At 68.2% G+C, this 24,919-nt stretch carries 22 protein-coding genes; 19 read left to right on the top strand and 3 right to left on the bottom strand.

Annotation, left to right across the window (positions count from 1 at the left end; translation table 11 throughout):
* Positions 1–120: 120 nt before the first annotated feature.
* The 18 genes from mpl (at position 121) to HWX07_RS13405 (ending at position 20,004) form a co-directional block, all read left to right on the top strand.
* Positions 121–1,506 carry a UDP-N-acetylmuramate:L-alanyl-gamma-D-glutamyl-meso-diaminopimelate ligase gene (gene mpl / locus HWX07_RS13490; RefSeq protein WP_175876552.1) on the top strand — a complete coding sequence of 462 codons (1,386 nt, stop codon included), beginning with the start codon at positions 121–123 and terminating at the stop codon, positions 1,504–1,506.
* Complete coding sequence (locus HWX07_RS13485) at positions 1,503–2,072, top strand: YqiA/YcfP family alpha/beta fold hydrolase (protein WP_006476966.1); 570 nt, start codon at positions 1,503–1,505, stop codon at positions 2,070–2,072. Before mpl ends, HWX07_RS13485 begins: the two co-directional genes overlap by 4 nt.
* 82 nt (positions 2,073–2,154) lie before the next feature.
* Positions 2,155–4,245, top strand: a complete 2,091-nt coding sequence (locus HWX07_RS13480) for an RNB domain-containing ribonuclease (protein ID WP_175876551.1) — start codon at positions 2,155–2,157, stop codon at positions 4,243–4,245.
* Entirely contained in the window at positions 4,242–5,108 is an 867-nt protein-coding gene (gene aroE / locus HWX07_RS13475) for a shikimate dehydrogenase (RefSeq protein ID WP_175876550.1), read from the top strand. Before HWX07_RS13480 ends, aroE begins: the two co-directional genes overlap by 4 nt.
* Positions 5,109–5,122: 14 nt before the next feature.
* Entirely contained in the window at positions 5,123–5,860 is a 738-nt protein-coding gene (mtgA, locus tag HWX07_RS13470; protein ID WP_175876549.1) for a monofunctional biosynthetic peptidoglycan transglycosylase, read from the top strand.
* 423 nt (positions 5,861–6,283) lie between these two features.
* Positions 6,284–7,894 carry a peptidase S10 gene (locus HWX07_RS13465; protein WP_175876548.1) on the top strand — a complete coding sequence of 537 codons (1,611 nt, stop codon included), beginning with the start codon at positions 6,284–6,286 and terminating at the stop codon, positions 7,892–7,894.
* 79 nt (positions 7,895–7,973) lie between these two features.
* Positions 7,974–8,375, top strand: coding sequence for an EF-hand domain-containing protein (locus HWX07_RS13460; RefSeq protein WP_175876547.1), 402 nt, complete (start codon positions 7,974–7,976; stop codon positions 8,373–8,375).
* Between the two features lie 350 nt (positions 8,376–8,725).
* Complete coding sequence (locus HWX07_RS13455; protein ID WP_011694140.1) at positions 8,726–9,625, top strand: IclR family transcriptional regulator; 900 nt, start codon at positions 8,726–8,728, stop codon at positions 9,623–9,625.
* The gene (locus HWX07_RS13450) at positions 9,622–10,647 is read left to right on the top strand and encodes a 2-dehydro-3-deoxygalactonokinase (protein WP_175876546.1); all 1,026 of its coding nucleotides are present in this window, start codon (positions 9,622–9,624) and stop codon (positions 10,645–10,647) included. The genes HWX07_RS13455 and HWX07_RS13450 overlap by 4 nt, the downstream gene beginning before the upstream one ends.
* Positions 10,648–10,669: 22 nt before the next feature.
* Positions 10,670–11,347, top strand: a complete 678-nt coding sequence (locus tag HWX07_RS13445; RefSeq protein ID WP_175876545.1) for a 2-dehydro-3-deoxy-6-phosphogalactonate aldolase — start codon at positions 10,670–10,672, stop codon at positions 11,345–11,347.
* Positions 11,347–12,126: an SDR family oxidoreductase gene (locus HWX07_RS13440; protein ID WP_175876544.1), complete on the top strand. Its 780-nt coding sequence runs from the start codon at positions 11,347–11,349 to the stop codon at positions 12,124–12,126. Before HWX07_RS13445 ends, HWX07_RS13440 begins: the two co-directional genes overlap by 1 nt.
* Before the next feature lie 111 nt (positions 12,127–12,237).
* Positions 12,238–13,233 carry an arabinose ABC transporter substrate-binding protein gene (locus HWX07_RS13435; RefSeq protein WP_175876543.1) on the top strand — a complete coding sequence of 332 codons (996 nt, stop codon included), beginning with the start codon at positions 12,238–12,240 and terminating at the stop codon, positions 13,231–13,233.
* A 67-nt stretch (positions 13,234–13,300) separates the two neighbouring features.
* Entirely contained in the window at positions 13,301–14,812 is a 1,512-nt protein-coding gene (gene araG, locus HWX07_RS13430; RefSeq protein WP_175876542.1) for an L-arabinose ABC transporter ATP-binding protein AraG, read from the top strand.
* Between the two features lie 78 nt (positions 14,813–14,890).
* On the top strand, positions 14,891–15,907 hold the full coding sequence (gene araH / locus HWX07_RS13425; protein ID WP_011544547.1) for an L-arabinose ABC transporter permease AraH: 1,017 nt from the start codon (positions 14,891–14,893) through the stop codon (positions 15,905–15,907).
* Positions 15,908–15,930: 23 nt separating this feature from the next.
* On the top strand, positions 15,931–16,740 hold the full coding sequence (locus tag HWX07_RS13420) for an SDR family oxidoreductase (RefSeq protein WP_027810340.1): 810 nt from the start codon (positions 15,931–15,933) through the stop codon (positions 16,738–16,740).
* A 49-nt stretch (positions 16,741–16,789) separates the two neighbouring features.
* Positions 16,790–17,851, top strand: coding sequence for an aldose 1-epimerase (locus HWX07_RS13415; protein ID WP_175876541.1), 1,062 nt, complete (start codon positions 16,790–16,792; stop codon positions 17,849–17,851).
* Between the two features lie 39 nt (positions 17,852–17,890).
* The gene (gene pyrF, locus HWX07_RS13410; RefSeq protein WP_011544549.1) at positions 17,891–18,718 is read left to right on the top strand and encodes an orotidine-5'-phosphate decarboxylase; all 828 of its coding nucleotides are present in this window, start codon (positions 17,891–17,893) and stop codon (positions 18,716–18,718) included.
* Positions 18,719–18,945: 227 nt separating this feature from the next.
* The gene (locus HWX07_RS13405) at positions 18,946–20,004 is read left to right on the top strand and encodes a haloacid dehalogenase-like hydrolase (RefSeq protein WP_175876540.1); all 1,059 of its coding nucleotides are present in this window, start codon (positions 18,946–18,948) and stop codon (positions 20,002–20,004) included.
* Between the two features lie 38 nt (positions 20,005–20,042).
* Here HWX07_RS13405 and HWX07_RS13400 read toward each other — a convergent pair whose 3' ends face one another.
* Genes HWX07_RS13400 through thiL form a run of 3 tightly spaced genes read right to left on the bottom strand, consistent with a single transcriptional unit; the run spans position 20,043 to position 22,108 of the window.
* On the bottom strand, positions 20,043–20,543 hold the full coding sequence (locus HWX07_RS13400) for a CinA family protein (RefSeq protein ID WP_124700530.1): 501 nt from the start codon (positions 20,541–20,543) through the stop codon (positions 20,043–20,045).
* 31 nt (positions 20,544–20,574) lie between these two features.
* The gene (locus tag HWX07_RS13395) at positions 20,575–21,120 is read right to left on the bottom strand and encodes a phosphatidylglycerophosphatase A (RefSeq protein ID WP_175876539.1); all 546 of its coding nucleotides are present in this window, start codon (positions 21,118–21,120) and stop codon (positions 20,575–20,577) included.
* A complete protein-coding gene (gene thiL, locus HWX07_RS13390) occupies positions 21,110–22,108 on the bottom strand; it encodes a thiamine-phosphate kinase (protein WP_175876538.1) in 999 nt (332 codons plus the stop codon). The genes HWX07_RS13395 and thiL overlap by 11 nt, the downstream gene beginning before the upstream one ends.
* Before the next feature lie 176 nt (positions 22,109–22,284).
* Between thiL and HWX07_RS13385 the strand changes: the two genes are divergently transcribed.
* Positions 22,285–24,585 (top strand): NADP-dependent malic enzyme, encoded by a 2,301-nt coding sequence (locus HWX07_RS13385; RefSeq protein WP_175876537.1) that lies wholly within the window; start codon positions 22,285–22,287, stop codon positions 24,583–24,585.
* Positions 24,586–24,919 lie beyond the last annotated feature (334 nt).

Below are 24,919 nucleotides of genomic sequence, written 5' to 3'. Positions count from 1 at the left end.
TAGTGTTCTTTGTGTCGCGGCAAAGTCGTGGGCCGGGCGCCGGCCGCATGGCCCGTCCGGCGCGACACACACGCATCCTTTCCGAATCGACGGCGCCCGGCGGCGCGAAAGCATTCCTCTATGCACATCCACATTCTTGGCATCTGCGGCACCTTCATGGGCGGTCTCGCCGTACTCGCACGCGAGGCGGGCCACACGGTGACGGGTTGCGACGCGGGCGTCTATCCGCCGATGAGCACGCAGCTCGAGGCGCAGGGCATCACGCTGATCGAAGGCTACGGCGCCGAACAGATCGACCTGAAACCGGACCTGTTCGTGATCGGCAACGTCGTCACGCGCGGCAATCCGCTGATGGAGGCGATCCTCGATCGCGGCCTGCCTTACGTGTCGGGCCCGCAGTGGCTCGGCGAGCACGTGCTTGCCGGCAAGTGGGTGCTCGCGGTCGCGGGTACGCACGGCAAGACGACCACGTCGTCGATGCTCGCGTGGCTGCTGGAGGATGCGGGCCTGAACCCGGGCTTCCTGATCGGCGGCGTGCCGCTGAACTTCGGCGTGTCCGCGCGGCTCACCGATTCGAGCTTCTTCGTGATCGAAGCCGACGAGTACGACACGGCATTCTTCGACAAGCGCTCGAAGTTCGTGCATTACCGGCCGCGCACCGCGGTGCTGAACAACCTCGAATTCGATCACGCCGACATCTTCCCCGATCTTGCCGCGATCGAAACGCAATTCCATCATCTGGTGCGCACCGTGCCCGGCGTCGGGCGGATCGTCACGAACGGCCGTTCGGACGCGCTCGAGCGCGTGCTGGCGCGCGGCTGCTGGAGCGAGGTCGAACGCTTCGGCGTCGACGGCGGCTGGCAGGCGCTGCCGGCCGAGGACGGCGTGCCGGTCGACGAACGCTTCGCGGTGTATTCGCACGCCGGGCGCGTCGGCGAAGTCGCATGGCAGGTGCAGGGCGACCATAACCGGATGAACGCGCTCGCGGCGATCGCCGCCGCGCGCCACGTCGGCGTGCCGCCGGCGCAGGCGGCCGAATCGCTCGCCTCGTTCCGCAACGTGAAACGCCGGATGGAAGTGCGCGGCAGCGTGGACGGCGTGACCGTCTATGACGACTTCGCGCACCATCCGACCGCGATCGACACCACGATCGCCGGCCTTCGCGCGCGCATCGGCCGCCAGAACGCCCGCATCCTTGCCGTGCTCGAGCCGCGCTCGAACACGATGAAGCTCGGCGTGATGAAGTCGCAGTTGCCGGCGAGCCTCGCCGACGCCGATCTGGTGTTCGGCTACGGCGCGCCGGCCGGGCGCGATGCGCTCGGCTGGAATCTCGCCGAAGCGCTTGCGCCGCTCGGCGAGCGCGCGCGCGCCTTCGACGATCTGCATCTGCTGGTGAAGGCGGTGGTCGAGGCCGCGCGTCCGGGCGACCACGTGCTCGTGATGAGCAACGGCGGCTTCGGCGGCGTGCACCAGAAGCTGCTCGATGCGCTCGGGAGCCGCACGTGATCCTGTATCTGCACGGCTTCCGGTCGTCGCCGGAATCGCAGAAGTCGCGGCTGCTCGCCGCGCGCATGGCCGAACTCGGCCGCACCGGCGAGTGGCGGTGCCCGTCGCTGTCGGTGTCGCCGCTCGAGGCGATCGCGGTGGCGGAAGCCGAGGTCGCGGGCGCACGCGACGTCACCGTGATCGGCAGCTCGCTCGGCGGTTATTACGCGACGTGGCTCGCCGAAAAGCATGGCTGGAAGGCCGTGCTGCTAAATCCGGCGATCGTGCCGCAGCGCGATCTCGAACAGTATCTGGGCGAACAGTCGCTGTGGCACGGTGGCGGCACGATCGTCGTCGAGCGCCGTCACCTGCACGAACTCGACGCGCTGCGTGTGCCGGCGATCACGCGCGCCGACCGCTACTATCTGTTCGCGGCGACCGGCGACGAAGTGCTCGATTATCGCGAAATGCTTGCCCATTACCCGGGCGCGAAAACCCGCGTGATCGACGGCAGCGATCACGGGATCAGCGAATTTGCCGACTATGTCGACGACGTTCTCGCGTTTTGCGACGGAAAGACGTCTTAAAAACCGGCCGAGTGCCGATCGAATTCCCATCATCATGCGGCGCCGCTGACGCGGCGCCCGGCAGTCTGAACGAGAGTACTGAGTGAACGTTTTCTTCGAGGAATCGGGCAGTTTCAAGGCGGGCAGCGTGCTGTCGCGCCAGGGCGACGCATTTCAGGTCGAGTTGCCCGGCGGGCGGCGTGCGAAGGTGCGCGCGAAAGACGTGCTGATCGAATTCGACAAGCCGGCCGCGGGCGAATTGATGCAGGAGGCCGACACGGCCGCGCAGCAGATCGATCTGGACTTCCTGTGGGAATGCGCGCCGGCCGACGAATTTGCCTATACGGCGCTGGCCGCCGAGTACTTCGGCGCGACGTACGGCCCGGTCGAGCGCGCGGCGCTGGTGCTGCGGCTGCACGGCTCGCCCGTCTACTTCCGCCGCAAGGGGCGCGGCCAGTACCAGCGCGCGCCGGAAGAGCAGCTCAAGATGGCGCTCGCGTCGCTCGAGCGCAAGCGCCAGCAGGCGCTCGTGCAGGCGCAGTATGAAGATGAGCTGAAGGCCGGCAAGCTGCCGGAAGCGTTCGCGGGCAAGGTGCTCGGGCTGCTGACGCGGCCGGACAAGAATTCGATCGAATACAAGGCGATGGAAGCGGCGGCTGGCGCGCGCGGCGTGTCGCCGGCGCGGCTGATGCTCGACTGCGGCGGCATCGAGTCGCCGCGTGCGCTGCACGAAGCGCGCTTCCTCGCGGAATTCTTCCCGCACGGCACCGGCTTTCCGCCCGTCACGGTCGGCCCGCTGCCGGACGACCTGCCGCGCGCGAACGTCGAGGCGTTCTCGATCGATGACATCACGACCACCGAAATCGACGATGCGTTCTCGGTCGAGCACCTGTCCGACGGCCGGGTGCGGATCGGCGTGCACATCGCGGCGCCGGCGCTTGGCATCGTGCGCGGCGATCCGGTCGACGCGATCGCGCGCGCGCGCCTGTCGACGGTCTACATGCCGGGCGACAAGATCACGATGCTGCCGGACGACGTCGTCGACGTGTTCACGCTGAAAGAGGGCGATTACCGCCCGGCGCTGTCGCTGTACATCATCGTCAACCGCGAGACCCGGGACATCGTCGCGAACGAAACGCGCGCCGAGCTCGTGTTCGTGAAGAACAACCTGCGCCACAACACGCTCGACGAGCTCGTCACCGAAGAGACGCTCGCGGCCGGCACTGGCGACTATCCGCACAAGGACGACATCGCCGTGCTGTGGCCGCTCGCGCAGGCGTTGTTCGAGAAGCGCCAGGTCGCGCGCGCGGGCTACGGCCTGAAGCGCGAGGTGCAGCGCAACACCGACTACAACTTCTACGTCGAAGGCGAGCACGTGACGATCACGCCGCGCCGCCGCGGCTCGCCGCTCGACCTGATCGTGTCGGAGCTCGCGATTCTCGCGAACTCGACCTGGGGCGCGTTCCTGCACGACCACACGGTGCCGGGCATCTACCGCTCGCAGCGCGGCTTCGGCGCGCCGGGCCCGAAGCGCACGCGGATGCAGACGACGGCCGCGCCGCACGAAGGCCTCGGCGTCGCGCAGTACGCGTGGAGCACGTCGCCGCTGCGCCGCTACGTGGACCTCGTGAACCAGTGGCAACTGCTCGCGTGCGTGCAGCACGGCGTCACCGCGAAGCTCGCCGCGCCGTTCAAGCCGAAGGACGCCGATCTCTACGCGGTCGTGCAGGGCTTCGACGATACGTACACGGCCTACGCCGACTACCAGCGCCGGATGGAGTACTTCTGGTGCCTGCGCTGGCTCGCGCAGGAGCAGAAGAAGCAGGTGGTCGCGAGCGTCGTGAAGGGCGATCTCGTGCGCCTGGAGGAAATCCCGCTGCTGCTGCACGTGCCGGGGCTCGGCGTGCATGCGCGCGGCACGCGCGTGCTGCTCGACGTGATGTCGCTCGACGAGCTGACGATCGAGGCGTCGGTGCGTCTGTTGAACGTGCTCGACGCGCCGACCGTGACGAGCGGCGATACGGCCGAGGCCGACGAAGAGGATGACGCCGAAGGCGGCGACGACACGCTGGTCGACGCGGAAGATGCGTCGGCGCAAGCCGAGGCCGAAGCGCTGGCCGAATCGGGCGACGCGGCGGCGGAGGGCGGCGAAGCCGCGAGCGGCAACGACGGCGAAACGGGGCGCGCATCATGAACGCAGTTGCGTCGACGAGCGGCGCCGACCGCTATGTCGTGTTCGGCAACCCGGTGGCGCACAGCAAGTCGCCGTTCATCCACGCGCAATTCGCCGCGCAGACCGGCGAGGCGATCGAGTACGCGCACCGGCTCGCGCCGGTCGATGGGTTCGAGGCCGCGGTGCGCGCGTTCGTCGCCGAAGGCGGCCGCGGCGCGAACGTGACGGTGCCGTTCAAGCTCGACGCGCATGCGCTCGCCGACACGCTGTCGCCGCGCGCGGCGGCCGCAGGCGCGGTGAACACGCTGCGCATCGACGCCGACGGTCGCATCCACGGCGACAACACCGACGGTGTCGGCCTCGTGCGCGACATCGAAGCGAATCTCGGCGTGTCGCTCGCCGGCGCGCGCATCCTGCTGCTCGGCGCGGGCGGCGCCGCGCGCGGCGTCGTGCTGCCGCTGCTCGACCGCGCACCGCTGTCGATCGCAATCGTCAACCGCACTGCCAGCAAGGCCGAAGCACTCGTCGGCCAGTTCATGCAGGCCGCGCACGATGCGGGCTGCACGCTCGCGGGCGGCGGCCCCGGGGTCGTGCGGGCGGAGCCCTACGACGTGGTGATCAATGCGACGGCCGGCAGCCTCGATGCCGCGCTGCCGGAATGCGATGCGGCCGCGTTCGGCGCCGGCACGCTCGCGTACGACATGATGTACGGCGCGCAGCCGACCGTGTTCATGCAGCACGCGGCGTCGCTCGGCGCGCGCACGGCCGACGGCCTCGGGATGCTGGTCGAGCAGGCGGCCGAGTCGTTCTTCATCTGGCGCGGCGTGCGGCCGGACGGCGCACCGGTGCTGGCCGCGCTGCGCCAGGCGCTCGCGGCGAGCTGAGCGGAGCGCGGCACGTGGTGGCGGTGAGCGGCACGCAGCGCACGCGGACGGTGAGCCTCGCTCGCTGGGCCGTCTATGCGGGATCGGTGTTCGCGCTCGCGTGGTTCGCGACGCAGCTGTTCTATCTCGCGCAGATCGCGCTGTGGTCGTTCGTGAACCCGGGCTCGACCGCGTTCATGCGCACCGACGCGTGGTGGTTGTCGCGCGACACGCCGCCCGCGCAGATCCGGCACCAGTGGGTGCCGTACGACCAGATCTCGCGCAACCTGAAGCGCGCGCTGATCGCGTCCGAGGATTCGACCTTCGCGACCAACAACGGCTACGACGTCGACGCGATCCTGCAGGCGTGGGAGAAGAACAAGGCGCGCGGCAGGATCGTCGCGGGCGGCTCGACGATCACGCAGCAGCTCGCCCGCAACCTGTTCCTGTCGCGCGAGAAGAGCTACATCCGCAAGGGGCAGGAGCTGATCATCACGTGGATGCTCGAAACGGTGCTCGACAAGGAGCGCATCTTCGAGATCTACCTGAACTCGGTCGAATGGGGGCGCGGCGTGTACGGCGCCGAAGCGGCCGCGCGCTATTACTACAAGATTCCCGCGAGCCGGCTCGGCGCGTGGCAGTCGGCGCGGCTCGCGGTGATGCTGCCGAAGCCGCGCTGGTTCGATGCGCATCGCGGCTCGGCCTACCAGGCCCAGCGCGCGGCGGTCATCGCGCGCCGGATGGGCGCGGCCGAGTTGCCGCAATCGGAATGAGCGGCCGCGCTGCTGCATTGTCCATATCGCCGTCGATGCGCGATTGCTGCTCCGCAGCACATTCGGGTCGTGACCATTTCGGGTCACATCCATTAGACGAATCCGTCTATTTCGTTTTGCTGAGCAATGCCAGCAACCGCGCGATTTTATTGAGCGGCATCGCACGGAATCCGTGCATTTTTAGCCGTCACGGGTAAACGCGAAAGCCGCTGAAAGCGACGTGAAATGCAAACGTTTCACGAATCGAAGCATTACTGAAAGGTGTGCGCTGCACCGCTTGCGTGCCAAATATTTCCAAATTTTTCAAAGCTGACGGGCTCGCGTATATTGGCCAGCGCCTCGGCCCATCGGCCGCAATCGAGGCGGGGGGTGGCTTATCCGGCTGCTCGACACAAAAAACATCCGAGAAGAAGGAACGCAACGATGCCAGCGAGCAAAGCGAAGCTGTTGTTGGGAGTGGTGTGTTCTTCGCTGATTCTGACGGCCTGCAATGACGACGTGACGTCGTCGTCTGCAGCGAGCGCCGCGAATTCAGCCGATCCTGCCGGTCAGGTCGACCGCGCGTACAACGATCCGAACAGTTATTCGTCGAGTGCGAACGCGTCGCTCGACGCATCCGCCGCGGTCGAAAAGGCCGCCGTCACGCACCATCAGATCACGCTGAACGGCAAGACGATCCGGTACACGGCCACCGCCGGCCACCTCGTCGCCCGCAATCCGCAGACGGGCGCGCCCGAAGCCTCGTTCTTCTACGTCGCCTACACGGCCGACAACCAGCCCGCGGCGAAGCGGCCCGTCACGTTCCTGTACAACGGCGGCCCCGGCTCGGCGTCGGTGTGGCTGCACCTCGGCTCGTTCGGCCCGCGCCGGATCCAGACCGGCGACCCGAACGCGAACACGTCGACGTTCCCGTTCGTCGACAACCAGGAGACCCTGCTTGACACGACCGACCTCGTGTTCGTCGATGCGATCGGCACCGGCTTCTCCGAAGCGGTCGCGCCGAACACGAACCAGACGTTCTGGGGCGTCGACCAGGACGCCGGCGCGTTCCGCGATTTCGTGACGCGCTACCTGAGCGTGAACCAGCGCAACGCTTCGCCGAAATACCTGTTCGGCGAGTCGTACGGCACGCCGCGCACCGACGTGCTCGCGAACCTGCTCGAGACGGCCGGTGTGAAGCTCGACGGCATCGTGCTGCAGTCGTCGATCCTGAACTACAACACCAACTGCGACATGGCGAGCGACTATGTCGGCAACTCGAACAATGGCGCGAGCCCGGTGAGCTGCGCGGGCTTCGTGCCGTCGTACGGCACGGTCGGCGCGTATTACCAGCTCGACAACCCGAACCCGTCGGACCTGCCGCAGTATGCGGACCAGATGCGCCTGCTGACGGCCGGCAGCTACGCGCCGGCCGTGAACGCGTACCTCGCGAGCCACACGCCGCCGCCGCCGAACCTCGTCACGACGATGGCGAATTCGACCGGCGTGAAGCAGTCGCTGTGGAATGCCGACTTCAACGTGGTTCCGACCTTCTTCGACAACAGCTTCCAGCTGTCGCTGGTGCCGGGCACGCTGATCGGCCGCTACGACGCACGTGTGAACGTGCCGGTGTCGAGCCCGCTCGCGGCCGACGGCGATCCGTCCAGCTCGTTCATCACGAAGCCGTTCACCGACACGATCGGCAGCTACTTGCCGAACGAGCTGAAGTACACCGCGCAGTCGGCCTACTCGGTGAGCAGCAATGCGATCAACACGTGGGACTGGACGCACGACGGCCTCGCGATGCCCGACACGATCCCCGACCTGGCCGCGGCGCTGACGCTGAATCCGCAGCTGAAGGTGCTGTCGCTGAACGGGTATCACGACATCGCGACGCCGTTCTATCAGACCGAACTCGACCTCGCGCGGCTCGGCACGCAACCGAACCTGACGATCAAGGACTATCAGGGCGGGCACATGGTCTATCTGGACGATACGTCGCGTCCGCAGGAGAAAGCCGACCTCGTGACCTTCTACAGCGCGGCCGCGCACTGATGCGCTCGGCCGGCGACGGGCGCCCTTCGCGGCGCCGCTCGCCGGCCGTCGACGACCTCATTCCAGACTGGAGCCTGACATGAAGAATCGTTTCATCGTCGTTGCCGCGGCGCTCGCATGCGTCGGCGCCGCAGCATCCCTCTCCGCGTTCGCGCAGGCGAGCGACGCCGCCGCCGCGCCGGCACGTGCGCGCCAGGCGCAACTCGGCGATCCGTACGTGCCGCCGGCCGCGCGCCACGCGACTGCCGGCACGCAGACGACCGGCGCCGCGCTGCATGCGCAGGTGGTGCGCAAGCTCGCGCGGCAGTTCAGCGCGGCCGACACGCAGAACACGGGGTCGATCACCGAGTCGCAGGCGCGCGCGGCCGGCCTTGGCTATGTCGCGAACCACTTCCGGCAGATCGACGCGAGCGGCACCGGCCGCGTGTCGTTCGCCGACGTACAGCACTACATGCAGGCGCGCAGCACGAGCCAGCAGTAAGCGCCGCACGCGGTGAGCAAACGGGGGCGGAACCTGCGACAGGGCGGGTTTCGCCCCCGTGCGCATGGCGCGGCCGGCGTGTCGAATCCGCGGCCAATTGCGTCGGCATTCTCATTATCTGGACAACGCATTCAAATATTGGAGACGAGTGCGTGCGCTCCTACAATCCGAAGCACATCGACAGCTTCGGACCCACGCATCGCGCGGCGCCCGTCGCACACGGAGACACCTTCCATGAAGTTCGCCGGGCGCTTTCCTCGGTGCATCGACCGCCGCCACGCCGCCGCATCGGACGCAGTTCCGGCGCCGCGCGAGCGGCTTCACCGATTCCGTTGAAGAAGCCCCGTCCCATGACCAAGATGCCAGACTCCCTTGCCCTCGACGCCCGGCGCGCGATGCCGGCCGATACGTCGCTGACCGACAGCATCGGCGCGACCAGCACGCCGCTCGACCTCGCCGCGCAGCAGGCCGGCACGCAGACATTGCTGCGCGGCCTCGCGATCCTCGAGGCGATCGCCAATGGCGCGCGCGACATGCGCGCGATCGGCGCCGCGCTCGGCACGACGCGCAGCACGACGCACCGGCTCGTCAGCAGCCTCGTGCAGGCACGCTATCTGCGCCAGGTGCAGGGCGGCTACCTGCTCGGCCCGAAGCTGATCGAGCTCGGCACGATCGCGCTCGAGCAGATGCCGCTCACCGCGGTGGCGCGTCCGCACCTCGAGGCGCTCGCGGAAGCGACGCTCGACACGATCCATCTCGGCGTGCGCGACGGCGACGACGTGCTGTACATCGACAAGATTCCCGGTACGCGCGGCCTGGAGATGCGCTCGCGCGTCGGCCACCGGATGCCGCTCGCGTCGACCGGCATCGGCAAGGCGATGATGCTCGACCTCGATCCCGACCTGTGGCGCTCGCTGTTCGAAGCCGCGCGGCGCGCGCTGGCCGGCGTCAACTTCAAGCCCGACAACCGGCCCGAGACGAGCGCGTTCCTGCAGCGCATGGCCCATTACGCGGCCGGCGGCTATACGTTCGATCTCGAGGAGAACGAGGCATCGATCCGCTGCGTGGCCGCGCCGATCCGCGATGCGTCGGGTGCGATCGTCGCGGCGGTGTCGGTCGCGAGCACGATTCCGTACATGCCGCACGACCGCATGGACGAACTGATTCCGCTCGTGCAGCGCGAAGCGCGAGCCATTTCCGCGGAACTGGGCTGGAGCCCGCCGCAGGGTACCCGCAGGATCAAACGATGACGACTTCGACCCGGCCCGCTCCGGATGCCAGTTCCGCCTCCCCGTCGCTGATCGCGCTCGACTGGGGCACCACGTCGCTGCGCGCGTATCTGTACGACGCGCACGGCGTGCCGATCGACACGCGCAGCCGGGCGGCCGGCGTGATGCACGTGCCGGGCGGCGGCGCGCGCGCGTTCGACGCGGTGTTCGAGGAAGTGTGCGGCGACTGGCTCGACCGTACGCCCGGCCTGCCGGTGCTCGCCGCCGGGATGGTCGGCAGCGCGCAGGGCTGGCGCGAAGCGCCGTACGTCGCGGTGCCGGCAGGCGCCGACGCGCTCGTCGCGGGCCTCATCACCGTGACGACGGCGCGCGGCACGACGGTCTCGATCGTGCCGGGCGTGATCGCGACGGGCGAATTGCCCGACGTGATGCGCGGCGAAGAAACGCAGATCGTCGGCGCGCTCGCGAGCGATCCCACGCTTGGCGCCGATCGTTCAGGCGTACTGATCGGCTTGCCGGGCACGCACGCGAAATGGGCGTGGGTGAAGGACGGGCTGATCGAGCGCTTCCAGACCTTCATGACGGGCGAGCTGTTCGCGGTGCTGCGCGATCACACGATCCTCGGCCGCACGATGCGCACGGGTGCGTCGCCCGATCGTGACGCGTTCGTGCGCGGCGTATCGGTCGCACGCGGCGCACGGCACACGGGGCTGCTCGCGACGATTTTCAGCACGCGCACGCTGGGGCTGACCGACCGGCTCGCGCCCGATGCGCAGGGCGACTACTTGTCCGGCCTGCTGATCGGCCACGAGCTCAACGCGCTCGACGCGATGCTCGCGGAGCGTGGCATCGCGCTCGCGGACCAGCCGCTGCTGCTGATCGGCGACGACGGCTTGTGTTCGCGCTACGTCGATGCGCTGCGGGTATTCGGCCATGCGCATGCGCGGGTCGCCGCGCATGCGACCGAGCTCGGTCTGTGGCGGATCGCGTCGCGCGCCGGGCTCGTGCGCGCGGACGGCGAGCCCGTCTGCGCCGATCAATGAACTGCTTGCAGAGGAATTCTCGATGCCGTCCGACCTGACATTGCCCGCGCCGTACACGCCCCACGCCGCCCTGATGCGCGCGTTCGACGCGTGTCCGCTGATCGCGATCATGCGCGGCATCACGCCCGCCGAAGCGGCCGACCATGGCCGTGCGCTGTACGAAGCCGGCTTCCGGATCGTCGAGGTGCCGCTCAACTCGCCCGATCCGTTCGACAGCATCGCGGCGCTGCGCCGGGCATTGCCCGACGAGATGATCGTCGGCGCGGGCACCGTGCTGCGCGCCGAGTACGTCGACCGCGTGCAGGACGCGGGCGGTGCGCTGATCGTGATGCCGCACAGCGACGCGGCCGTGATCCGCCGCGCCCGTGAGCGCGGGCTGGCGAGCGCGCCGGGCGTCGCGACGCCGACCGAAGCGTTCGCGGCGCTGACGAACGGCGCCGACGTGCTGAAGATGTTCCCGGCCGAGCAGCTCGGCGTGACGGTCGTGAAGGCCTGGCGCGCGGTGATCGACCGCGCGGTGCCGCTGATTCCGGTCGGCGGGATCGCGCCGGACAACATGCGGCCGTTCCTCGCGGCCGGCGCCAACGGCTTCGGGCTCGGCTCGGCGCTTTACCGGCCCGGCCAGTCGGCCGACACGACCGCGGCGAACGCGCGCGCGTTCCAGGCCGGCTTGCGCGCGGCGCGCGACGGAGCCGCCTGATGGGCCGCCTCGCGGGCAAGGTCGCGATGGTGACGGGCGCGGGCCGCGGCATCGGCGCCGCGATCGCGCGTGCGTTCGTGCGCGAAGGCGCGGCCGTCGCGCTCGTCGATCTCGACTTCCCGCAGGCGCAGCACACGGCCGCCGCGATTGCACACGAATGCGACGGCGCGCGCGTGCTGCCGCTGCACGCGGACGTCGCGCGGCAGCAGGCGGTGCGCGAGGCGCTCGCGCAGGCGGAAGCGGCGTTCGGCCCGCTCGACGTGCTCGTGAACAACGCGGGCATCAACGTGTTCGCCGATCCGTTGACGATGACCGACGACGACTGGCGGCGCTGCTTCGCGGTCGATCTCGACGGGGTGTGGCACGGCTGCCGCGCGGCGCTGGAGGGCATGGTCGAGCGCGGCCGCGGCAGCATCGTGAACATCGCGTCGACGCATGCGTTCAGGATCATCCCGGGCTGCTTTCCGTACCCGGTCGCGAAGCACGGCGTGCTCGGCTTGACGCGTGCGCTCGGCATCGAATACGCGGCGCGCAACGTGCGCGTGAACGCGATCGCGCCGGGCTACATCGAGACGCAACTGACGCGCGACTGGTGGGACGCGCAGCCCGATCCGGCCGCCGCACGCGCGGAGACGCTCGCGCTGCAGCCGATGAAGCGGATCGGCCGCCCGGAGGAGGTCGCGATGACGGCCGTGTTCCTCGCGTCCGACGAGGCGCCGTTCATCAATGCCGCGTGCATCACCGTCGATGGCGGGCGCGCGGCGCTGTATCACGACTGACACGATTGACGTAACGGTTCGAAAGACCGCACGTGCGAGAGCCGCGCGCACGCTGCGTCGAAACCAACAAGCGGCTGCATCCTGTTCGATGAAAACAAGGAGACACTGGAGATGAAACGCAGAACGTTCGTAACGCTGGCCGCCGCGGCGGCAGTGGTGATGGGCAGCCCGGTCGCGCACGCGGCCGACCCGGTCAAGATCGGCTTCCTGGTGAAGCAGCCTGAAGAGCCGTGGTTCCAGGATGAATGGAAATTCGCCGAGATCGCCGCGAAGCAGAAGGGCTTCACGCTCGTGAAGATCGGCGCGCCGTCCGGCGAGAAGGTGATGAGCGCGATCGACAACCTGTCCGCGCAGAAGGCGCAGGGCTTCATCATCTGCACGCCTGACGTGAAGCTCGGGCCGGGCATCGTCGCGAAGGCGAAGTCGCACAACCTGAAGATGATGACGGTCGACGACCGCCTCGTCGACGGCGCGGGCAAGCCGATCGAGTTGGTGCCGCACATGGGGATTTCCGCGTACAACATCGGCAAGCAGGTAGGCGACGGCATCGCGGCCGAGATCAAGAAGCGCGGCTGGGACATGAAGGACGTCGGCGCGATCGACATCACCTACGAGCAGCTGCCGACCGCGCACGACCGCACGAGCGGCGCGACCGACGCGCTGGTCGCCGCGGGCTTCCCGAAGGCCAACGTGGTCGCGGCGCCGCAGGCGAAGACCGACACCGAGAACGCATTCAACGCGGCGAACATCGCGCTCACGAAGAACCCGCAGTTCAAGCACTGGGTCGCGTACGGCCTGAACGACGAGGCCGTGCTCGGCGCGGTGCGTGCGGCCGAAGGGCGCGGCTTCAAGGCCGACAACATGATCGGCATCGGCATCGGCGGCTCCGATTCGGCGTTGAACGAGTTCAAGAAGCCGCAGCCGACGGGCTTCTACGGCACCGTGATCATCAGCCCGAAGCGCCACGGCGAGGAAACCTCGGACCTGATGTACACGTGGATCACGCAGGGCAAGGCGCCGCCGCCGTTGACGCTGACGACCGGCATGCTCGCGACGCGCGACAACGTGGCGAAGGTGCGCGAGGAGATGGGGCTCGCGTCGAAGTAAGCGGCCCGCCGGCTGCCGCGGCGATGCGGCGGCCGGCGGTCGATCGATCTGGAAGTGGGGAGACGACGTGTCAGCGGCACTGCGTTTTGACAATATCGGCAAGGTATTTCCCGGCGTGCGCGCACTCGACGGCATTTCGTTCGACGTGCATGCGGGCGAGGTGCATGGCCTGATGGGCGAGAACGGCGCGGGCAAGTCGACGCTGTTGAAGATTCTCGGCGGCGAATACCAGCCCGATGCGGGCAGCGTGCTGGTCGACGGCCAGCCCGTGCAGTTCGCGAATGCGGCCGCGTCGATCGCGGCCGGCATCGCGGTGATTCACCAGGAATTGCAGTACGTGCCCGACCTGACGGTCGCGGAGAACCTGCTGCTCGGCCGCCTGCCGAACGCGTTCGGCTGGGTGAAAAAGCGCGAGGCGAAGCGTTACGTGCGCGAGCGGCTCGCCGAGATGGGCGTCGATCTCGATCCCGACGCGCGGCTCGGGCGGCTGTCGATCGCGCAGCGGCAGATGGTCGAGATCTGCAAGGCGCTGATGCGCAACGCCCGCGTGATCGCGCTCGACGAACCGACGAGCTCGCTGTCGCATCGCGAGACGGAAGTGCTGTTCAAGCTGGTCGACGATCTGCGCGCGCAGGGCCGCGCGCTGATCTACATCTCGCACCGGATGGACGAGATCTACCGGCTCTGCGACGCGTGCACGATTTTCCGCGACGGGCGCAAGATCGCGTCGCACGAAGCGCTGGCCGACGTGCCGCGCGAGCGGCTCGTCGCCGAGATGGTCGGGCGCGAGATCGCGGACATCTACCATTACGCGCCGCGCACGCTCGGCGACGTGCGGTTTTCCGCCGAAGGCGTCGACGGCCCGGCGCTGCGCGAACCGGCGAGCTTCTCGGTGCGCGCGGGCGAGATCGTCGGCTTCTTCGGGCTCGTCGGCGCGGGGCGCAGCGAGCTGATGCGGCTCGTGTACGGCGCGGACCGCCGGCGCGCGGGCGCGCTGACGCTCGACGGCAAGCGCATCGACGTGAAGCGCACCGGCGACGCGATCCGCCACGGCATCGTGCTGTGCCCCGAGGACCGCAAGGAAGAAGGGATCATCGCGATCGCGTCGGTCGCCGAAAACATCAACATCAGCTGCCGCCGCCATTCGCTGCGCGCGGGCCTCTTCATCAACGGCAAGGCCGAAAGCGCGACGGCCGACCGCTTCATCCAGCGGCTGAAGATCAAGACGCCGAACCGGCGGCAGAAGATCCGGTTCCTGTCGGGCGGCAACCAGCAGAAGGCGATCCTGTCGCGCTGGCTCGCGGAGCCCGACCTGAAGGTCGTGATCCTCGACGAGCCGACGCGCGGCATCGACGTCGGCGCGAAGCACGAGATCTACGACGTGATCTACCGGCTCGCGGAGCGCGGCTGCGCGATCGTGATGGTGTCGTCGGAACTGCCCGAAGTGCTCGGCGTGTCCGACCGCATCGTCGTGATGCGCGAAGGCCGGATCGCCGGCGAGCTGCCGCGCGCCGAGGCGAACGAGCATGCGGTGCTGAACCTCGCGCTGCCGCAGACGAGCGCGGTCGAGGCGGCCTGACGCGGCCGGATACACCCGGAACATTCGAATCGAACACGCGCGGCGCGGGCCGCGCGATGCAGGAGCAGGAGACACACCATGCAAGTCAACGAAAACCTTGCCAGCGCCGCCGGGAAGCCGTCGGCCGACGCGCTGGTTCCGCAGCAGAGCGACCGCCAGAAGTGGTGGCAGCATCTGACCGAATACAGCCTGATCGCGATCTTCGCGGTGATGTTCATCACGATGTCGCTGACCGTCGATCACTTCTTCTCGATCGACAACATGCTCGGCCTCGCGCTGTCGATCTCGCAGATCGGCATGGTCGCGTGCACGATGATGTTCTGCCTGGCGTCGCGCGACTTCGACCTGTCGATCGGCTCGACCGTCGCGTTCTCGGGCGTGCTGTGCGCGATGGTGCTGAACGCGACCGACAACACGTTCGTCGCGATCGTGGCGGCGGTCGCGGCCGGCGCCGCGATCGGCTTCGTGAACGGCGCGGTGATCGCGTACCTGCGCATCAACGCGCTGATCACGACGCTCGCGACGATGGAGATCGTGCGCGGGCTCGGCTTCATCGTGTCGAAGGGGCAGGCGGTCGGCGTGTCGTCGGATACCTTCATCGCGCTCGGCGGGCTGTCGATGTTCGGCGTGTCGCTGCCGATCTGGGTCACGCTGCTGTGCTTCATCGGCTTCGGCGTGCTGCTGAACCAGACCGTGTACGGCCGCAACACGCTCGCGATCGGCGGCAATCCGGAAGCGTCGCGGCTCGCGGGGATCAACGTCGAACGCACGCGCGTGTACATCTTCCTGATCCAGGGCGCGGTGACCGCGCTCGCGGGCGTGATCCTCGCGTCGCGCATCACGTCGGGCCAGCCGAACGCCGCGCAGGGCTTCGAGCTGAACGTGATCTCCGCGTGCGTGCTCGGCGGCGTGTCGCTGATGGGCGGCCGCGCGACGATCTCGGGGGTCGTGATAGGCGTGCTGATCATGGGCACCGTCGAGAACGTGATGAACCTGCTGAACATCGACGCGTTCTACCAGTACCTCGTGCGCGGCGCGATCCTGCTTGCGGCCGTGCTGCTCGACCAGCTGAAGAACCGCGGCGTACGCGACTGACCGAATCCACGGAGACGATCCGCATGACCATCGATACATCAGTGCAGGGCACGCACGCGGCGGCGAGCCACGCGCGCTTCGCGCGCTACCCGAGCCTCGAGGATCGCGCGGTGCTGATCACGGGTGGCGCGACCGGCATCGGCGCGTCGTTCGTCGAGCACTTCGCCGAACAGGGCGCGCGCGTCGCGTTCGTCGACCTCGATGCGGCGGCCGGCGCCGCGCTCGCCGAACGCCTCGCGCATGCGCGCCATGCGCCGCTGTTCCTCTCGTGCGACCTGACCGACATCGATGCGCTGCGCCGCGCGATCGATGCGATCCGTGCGCGCATCGGCGCGATCGCGGTGCTCGTGAACAACGCGGCGAACGACGCGCGCCACGCGATCGGCGACGTGACGCCCGCGTCGTTCGACGCGGGCATCGCGGTGAACCTGCGTCACCAGTTCTTCGCCGCGCAGGCGGTGATCGACGACATGAAGCGGCAGGGCGGCGGCGCGATCATCAATCTCGGCTCGATCAGCTGGATGCTGAAGAACGGCGGCTATCCCGTCTACGTGATGGCGAAGGCGGCCGTGCAGGGCCTGACGCGCGGCCTCGCGCGCGATCTCGGCCCGTTCGGCATCCGCGTGAATTCGCTGGTGCCCGGCTGGGTGATGACCGACAAGCAGCGCCGGCTGTGGCTCGACGACGCGGGCCGCGCGGCGATCAAGGCCGGCCAGTGCCTCGACGCCGAACTCCTGCCGGCCGACCTCGCCCGGATGGCGCTGTTTCTCGCGGCCGACGACAGCCGGATGATCACCGCGCAGGACGTGATCGTCGACGGCGGCTGGGCCTGACCGCTCGCACGACCTGCATCGTTTCTTCGACGAAGGAAAGGAGCTCACCATGACCGCCACGTCCTCGCGCGCATCGTCGTCCACCAGCCAGTCGCGCCGCGCGCGCCTGGCCGCCGCCGCCCAGCCGGTCAGCCCCGGCCCGCAGACGGCCGTGTTCGCGCAGGGCGTCGGCGCCGCGCATGCGGCGGCCGTCACGCTGTCGAACGCGTCGCTACGGCTCGACGTGCTGCCGCACCTCGGCGGCGGCATCGCGCGCTTCGACTGGCGCGGCGAAAACGGCGCGCTGGTGCCGGTGTTCCGCCGTTGCGAGCACCCGGAGACGGCAACGGACCCGAACGAGCTCGCGTGCTATCCGCTGCTGCCGTACTCGAACCGGATCGGCGACGGGCGCTTCGAATGCGACGGGCGCAAGGTCGCGGTGCCGCGCAACCGCCGCGACGAGCCGCTGCCGATCCATGGCGACGGCTGGCTCGCGCCGTGGCAGGTGGACGAAGCGACCGACACGTCGCTGCAACTGTCGCTCGACCGTGCCGGCGGCGCGCCGTATGCGTTCCGCGCGATCCAGGCGTTCGAACTCGACGATGCGACGCTGTCGATCGCGCTGACGATCGAGAACGCGGGGCGCACGCGGCTGCCGTTCGGCCTCGGCGTGCATCCGTTCCTCGTGCGCGATGCGGTGACCGAGCTGGCCGCGGCGGCGGGCGGCCTGTGGCTGTCGGGCGCCGATTTCCTGCCGGTGCGGCACGTGAGCGTGCCGCCGGCCTGGCAGTTCGGCGTCGCGTATCCGTTGCCGGCCACGCTCGTCAATCACGCGTTCACCGGCTGGGGCGGCCACGCGACGGTGAGCTGGCCGCGCCGCCGGCTGTTACTGACCGTCGCGGCCGACGCCGACGCGTACGTGCTCTATACGCCGCCGGGCGAGGATTTCTTCTGCTTCGAGCCGGTCGATCATCCGATCAACGCGGTGAACCTGCCGGGCGGCGCGGCCGCGCACGGAATGACGCTGCTCGCGCCCGGCGAGCGGCTCACGCGGCGTTTCGCGTTCACCGTCGAGCGCGCCGATGCGCGCAGCAATGCCACGACCCGCGAGGGAGCCCGGCGACGCGGGTAAAATACGCGGTCTACCAACGGTTTGCCGCGAGTACCCGCCATGTCTTCCCCGCTTACTTTCATTGAATCGCTGCGCGCCGCGTGGCAGCGCACGAATTCGCTGCTGTGCGTCGGCCTCGATCCCGAGCCGTCGCGCTTTCCCGTGCAGTTCGACGGTCAGCCCGACGCGATCTTCGAATTCTGCCGGCAGATCGTCGACGCGACCGCGCCGTACGCGAGCGCGTTCAAGCCGCAGATCGCATACTTCGCCGCGCATCGCGCCGAAGACCAGCTCGAGCGGCTGATCGCGCACATCCATCTGCAGCATCCGGGCCTGCCGGTGATCCTCGACGCGAAGCGCGGCGACATCGGCAGCACGGCCGAGCAGTATGCGCGCGAAGCGTTCGAGCGTTATCGCGCGGACGCCGTCACGGTGAACCCGTACATGGGCTACGACTCGGTCGAGCCGTACTTCGAGCATGAAGGCAAGGGCGTGATCGTGCTGTGCCGCACGTCGAACCCGGGCGGCTCGGACCTGCAGTTCCTCGATACCAACGGCCGGCCGCTGTACCAGGTGGTCGCGGACCTCGCGGCGAACAAGTGGAACGCGCGGAACGGCCAGCTCGGCCTCGTGGTCGGCGCGACGTTCCCGAAGGAAATCGAGATCGTGCGCGGGATCGTCGGCGACATGCCGCTCTTGATCCCCGGCATCGGCGCGCAGGGCGGCGACGTGCAGGCGACCGTCAACGCAGGCCGCACGGCCGACGGCACCGGGATGATGATCAACTCGTCGCGCGCGATCCTGTACGCGAGCAAGGGCGAGGATTTCGCCGAAGCCGCGGCGCTCGCCGCGCAGAAGACGCGCGACACGATCAACGCGCATCGCTGATCGAATCGCACGACACCGCCCGGCGGGCCCGCTGGGCGGTTGGCGCCGGCCCCGCGCCCGTGGGCCGGCGCCGCATCCTCTCATTCCCCCCTTCGCTTTCCTCGATTCTCCCTGGCGCACGCGAACAACTTTCCGTCGCTTCCGTATCGCATGGGCGCAATTTATTCGCGCGATGCTGCCGCTTGTCACCGATCCGTCACAAAAATGTCAAGAAAAGGAGCGACGCCATGCCCAAGCTTTCCCGCCGTCTTCTGAGCGCGTTCGCCGCGTCGCTGTGCATGACGTTCGCCCATGCGGCGGATCTGTCGCACTGGCCCGCCGACAGCGCGAAGGCGCTGAACGCGATGATCGCCGCGCACGCGAACCGCGGCGACTACGCGGTGTTCGACGCCGACAACACGACCTACCGCTACGACCTCGAGGAATCGCTGCTGCCGTACCTCGAGAACCAAGGCGTGCTGACGCGCGACTCGCTCGATCCGTCGCTGAAGCTGATCCCGTTCAAGGATTCCGCCGACTACAAGGAATCGCTGACGAGCTATTACTACCGGCTGTGCGAGATCGACGATCTGGTCTGCTATCCGTGGATCGCGCAGGCGTTCGCCGGCCAGTCGCTCGCCGACCTGAAGCACCACATCGACGCGATGCTCGCCGACGGCAAGCCGATCCCGATCCGCTACTGGCAGGGCGACAAGGTCGTCGACGGCACGGTGAACCCGCCGCGCTTCTTTCGCGGGATGCAGGAGCTGTACAACGCGCTGCGCGAGAACGGCATCGAGGTCTACGTGATGACGGCCGCGCACGAGGAACTCGCGCGGCTCGTGCTGGCCGACCCGAAGTACGGCTACAACGTGAAGCCGCAGAACGTGATCGGCGTGACGACGCTGCTGCGCGACCCGGCGACCGGCGCGCTGACCACGTCGCGGCTGCAGATCAAGGCCGGCAAGTACGATGAGGCCGCGAACCGCAGCTTCGTGATCACGCCGTTCCTGATGAACCCGATGACGTGGTACGAAGGCAAGCTCGGTTCGATCGTCGGCTGGATCGACCAGTGGAAGAAGCCGGTGCTCGTCGCGGGCGACACGCCGACGTCCGACGGCTACATGCTGCTGAACGCGACCGACGTCGCGCGCGGCGGCGTGCGCGTGTGGGTCAACAAGAAGGACAAGCAGATGGCGCAGATCCGCGCGTGGTCGGACGAATCGGCCGCGAAGCAGAAGGCGCTCGGCCTGCCGGTGACGGCGGACAAGAACTGGATCGTCGTGAAGCCCGACGCGATCCAGTAAGGAAGCGAGGGCGGGCGCGGTACGTGCGCCCGGCCCGATCAGCGTTCGCGCTCGTCGAGCAGCTTCAGCAGCCCGCGCAGCGCATGCGCGGCCGCCTGCGTGCGGATCTGTTCGCGGTCGCCCTTGAACACCCGCGTCTCGACATCCGTATGCAGCCGGTTGCTCCAGGCGAACGACACGGTGCCGACCGGCTTCTTCTCGCTGCCGCCGCCCGGGCCAGCGATGCCGGTGACGGACAGCGCGACCTGCGCGCGGCTGTTGCGCAGCGCGCCCTCGGCCATCGCGCGCGCGACGGGCTCGCTGACGGCGCCATGCTTGTCGATCAGGTCGGCCGGCACGCCGATCATCTCGATCTTGGCCTGGTTCGAGTACGTGACGAAGCCGCGCTCGAACCACTGGCTGCTGCCGGAAATGTCGGTGATCGCGGTGGCGATCATCCCGCCGGTGCAGGATTCGGCGGTGGCGAGCGTGAGATGCTCGTCACGCAGCTTGTTGCCTGCGCGGATCGCAAGCTGGTGGACGACGGAATCGGTTGGCATGCGCGTCGGGAAATGGGAGTCGGGAAATCGGTCAGCCGACGACGGAGCGCCACAGCGCGATCACGAGCAGCGTCATGAACGCGGCGACCAGATCATCGACCATGATGCCGAGTCCGCCTTTCAGGCGGCGGTCGAAGTAGCGGATCGGCGGCGGCTTGAGCATGTCGAAGAAGCGGAACGCGACGAACGCCCACAGCTGGCCGACGAAGGTCGCGGGCGTGACGAACAGCATCACGAGCCAGATCGCGACGATCTCGTCCCAGACGACGGCGCCCGGATCGGCCACGCCGGCCTTCTTCGCGGTGAAACCGGTGACCCACGTACCCGCCGCGAAGCCGACGACGATCAGCGCCCACCATTCGGGCACCGTCAGGTAGCGGTTCAGCACGACGAACGTGAGCCAGCCGAACAGCGAGCCGAACGTGCCGGGCATGATCGGCGCGAGCCCGCTGCCGAAGCCGAGCGACACGAGATGCGCGGGGTGCGACAGCATGAAGCGGGCCGTCACGCGGGGCGGCGCGGGCTGCGCGGCGCCGGGCTCGGCCGCGGCGTGCGCGGGCGTCGGATCAGTCTGCATGGAAGTGGTCGAAGCCGTGCAACGTGAGAGCGAGAGGCGCGCCGGCGGCGTCGCGCCACGCGATGGCGGGTTGCGCCGACGGCGCGGACAACGCGCGTATTGTACCGATTCGCGTGACCGGCACGCCGGCCGTGGCGCCGGCCGCTTCGACCGCCGCGCGCGCTGCGGCCGGCGCGGTGAAGCACAGTTCGTAGTCGTCGCCGCCCGCCAGCGTGCAGCGGCGCTGCACGTCGGCCGGCAGGGTCGCGAGCGCCGCCGAGCGCGGCACCGCGTCGGCGTCGATCTCGGCGCGTACGTTCGAGCGCGTCAGGATGTGCTGGAGGTCGCCGGCGAGGCCGTCCGACAGGTCGAGCGCCGCGTGCGCGACGCCCGCGAGCGCCAGGCCGAGCGCGACGCGCGGTTCGGGCCGCTCGAGCGCGCGCCGGAACGCGGCGGCTTCATCCGCACCGGCCGTCCATTCGCCGCGGGCAACGCCGAGGCCCGCGCGCGCATCGCCGAGCGTGCCCGATACCCACACGTCGTCGCCGTCGCGCGCGGCATCGCGTCGCAGCGCCGCGTCGGGCGCGACTTCGCCGAACACGGTCACGCACAGGTTCAGCGGCCCGCTCGTCGTGTCGCCACCGATCAATTCGCAGCCGTATCGCTCGGCCAGTGCGAACAGCCCGTTGCTGAACGCCTCGAGCCATGCGGCGTCGGCGCGCGGCAGCGCGCACGCGAGCGTGAACGCGCGCGGCTCGGCGCCCATCGCCGCCAAATCCGACAGATTGACCGCGAGCGTCTTGTGGCCGAGCGCGTCGGGCGCGACATCGGGGAAGAAGTGGCGGCCTTCCACCAGCATGTCCGTCGAAATGGCCAGCAATTTCCCGGATCGGGGCGCAATTAGTGCGCAATCGTCGCCGATGCCGAGCGTCGACGCACGGGCGCCCTGCGCGGCACGGCGCGTGAAGAAGCGTTCGATCAGCGAAAACTCGGAGAGGGCGGCTGGCACGGCGGGCGATCCGAAACGGTTGAAGGAACGGCATTGTACGAGGCGGGCGACGGCGCTCCTGTACCGTCCAGTTCATTTTTGTCGCGACTGTTGCACCCGAATCGCCGGTCTGGCGGCCGATGATTGGCGCTACAATGCCGTCGAACAGTTATTCTAATCCGCCCGTCTCGAGACACATGTCCACCCAAGCCTCCTCCAAAGCCAAGCTCCGCGAAGCCGCGCTCGACTATCACGAATTTCCGACCCCCGGCAAAATCGCGATCGCCCCGACCAAGCAGATGATCAACCAGCGCGATCTCGCGCTCGCGTATTCGCCGGGTGTGGCGTACGCGTGCGAGGAGATCGTCGAGAACCCGCTGAACGCCGCGCGCTTCACCGCGCGCAGCAACCTGGTCGGCGTCGTGACGAACGGCACGGCGGTGCTCGGTCTCGGCAACATCGGCCCGCTCGCGTCGAAGCCGGTGATGGAAGGCAAGGCCGTGCTGTTCAAGAAGTTCGCGGGCATCGACGTGTTCGACATCGAGTTGAACGAATCGGACCCGCACAAGCTCGTCGACGTGATCGCCGCGCTGGAGCCGACCTTCGGCGGGATCAACCTCGAAGACATCAAGGCGCCGGACTGCTTCATCGTCGAGCGCGAAGCCCGCAAGCGGATGAAGATCCCGGTGTTCCACGACGACCAGCACGGCACCGCGATCGTCGTGGCCGCGGCCGTCACGAACGGGCTGAAGGTTGTCAACAAGGACATCAAGAAGGTCAAGCTGGTCGCATCCGGCGCCGGCGCGGCCGCGCTCGCGTGTCTCGACCTGCTGGTCGACATCGGCCTGCCGCTCGAGAACATCACGGTGACCGATCTGGCCGGCGTGGTCTACAAGGGCCGCACCGAGCTGATGGATCCGGACAAGGAGCGTTTCGCGCGCGAAACCGACGCCCGCACGCTCGCCGAAGTGATCGACGGTGCGGACATCTTCCTCGGCCTGTCGGCCGCCGGCGTGCTGAAGCAGGAGATGGTGAAGGGCATGGCCGAGCGCCCGCTGATCCTCGCGCTCGCGAACCCGACGCCGGAAATCCTGCCGGAGCTCGCGCTCGAAGTGCGCCCGGACGCCGTGCTGGCCACCGGCCGCACCGATTACCCGAACCAGGTCAACAACGTCCTGTGCTTCCCGTTCATCTTCCGCGGCGCGCTCGACGTCGGCGCGACGACGATCACGCGTGAAATGGAGATCGCGGCCGTCAATGCGATCGCCGAACTCGCGCAGCACGAGCAGAGCGACATCGTCGCGACCGCGTACGGCATCCAGGATCTGTCGTTCGGGCCCGAATACCTGATTCCGAAACCGTTCGATCCGCGCCTGATCGTGAAGATCGCGCCGGCCGTCGCGCAGGCCGCGATGGACGGCGGCGTCGCGACGCGCCCGATCGAGGACATGGAGGCGTACCGCGTCCACCTGCAGCAATTCGTGTATCACAGCGGCACGACGATGAAGCCGATCTTCCAGATCGCGCGCGCCGCGCCGGAAGAGAAGAAGCGCGTCGTGTTCGCGGAAGGCGAAGAAGAGCGCGTGTTGCGTGCCGTTCAGATCATCGTCGACGAAAAACTCGCGAAGCCAATCCTGATCGGCCGCCCGTCGGTGATCGAGCACCGTATCCAGCGCTACGGCCTGCGCCTCACGCCGGGCACCGATTTCACGGTCGTCAACACCGAGCACGACGAGCGTTACCGCGACTTCTGGCAGACGTATCACAAGATGATGGCGCGCAAGGGCATCAGCGAGCAGCTCGCGCGTGTCGAAATGCGCCGCCGCACGACGCTGATCGGCTCGATGCTGGTGAAGAAGGGCGAAGCGGACGGGATGATCTGCGGCACGATCAGCACCACGCACCGCCACCTGCACTTCATCGACCAGGTGATCGGCAAGCGTCCGGGCTGCAGCGTGTACGCGGCGATGAACGGCCTCGTGCTGCCGGGCCGCCAGATTTTCCTCGTGGATACGCATGTGAACGTCGATCCGACCCCGGAGGAGCTGGCCGAGATCACGATCATGGCCGCGGAAGAAGTGCGCCGGTTCGGCATCGAGCCGAAGGTCGCGCTGCTGTCGCACTCGAATTTCGGCACGAGCAATGCCCCTTCGGCAAAGAAGATGCGCGATACGCTCGCGATCCTGCAGCAAACCGCGCCGGAACTGAAGGTCGACGGCGAAATGCACGGCGACGTCGCGCTCGACGCGGCGCTGCGCAAGGAAATCCTGCCCGAATCGACGCTGGAAGGCGACGCGAACCTGCTGATCCTGCCGAACATCGACGCCGCCAACATCGCGTACAACCTGCTGAAGACGGCCGCCGGCAACAACATCGCGATCGGGCCGATCCTGTTGGGCGCCGCGGAGCCGGTGCACGTGCTGACCGAATCAGCGACCGTTCGTCGCATCGTCAACATGGCGGCGCTGCTGGTGGCTGACGTGAACGCCGCGCGCTGAGCCAAAACGAACGCGCCAGCCGGGCGAACGGCTCGGCGCGCCCGGGAAAATTGTAAACAAAAGCAAAAAGAGGCGTGCCCGCAATGGGCACGCCGCGGGCAGGGCGCAACCGCGCTTCCCCTCAAGCAACAGCAGCATCTTTCCACTTCGGGTAAGGAGTGTGGCAAGGAGGCAGAGTCTTGCCATATGAAAGATGCCGCACGCATTTTATCTCATGAAAGATAAATGTAGTGTAATTTCGGTAAGAAATACGGAATGACGGGTGTCCCGAGCCTTTCGAATCCCAAACGGACATTGATTCGCGCGGCCAATAACGCTACGCTAACGCCTTTGT

Source organism: Burkholderia sp. BCC0097 (assembly GCF_902832985.1).
Lineage (GTDB): Bacteria > Pseudomonadota > Gammaproteobacteria > Burkholderiales > Burkholderiaceae > Burkholderia > Burkholderia orbicola.
The sequence above is the reverse complement of the archived record's forward strand: the minus strand, read 5'-3'. Positions and strand labels throughout refer to the sequence as shown.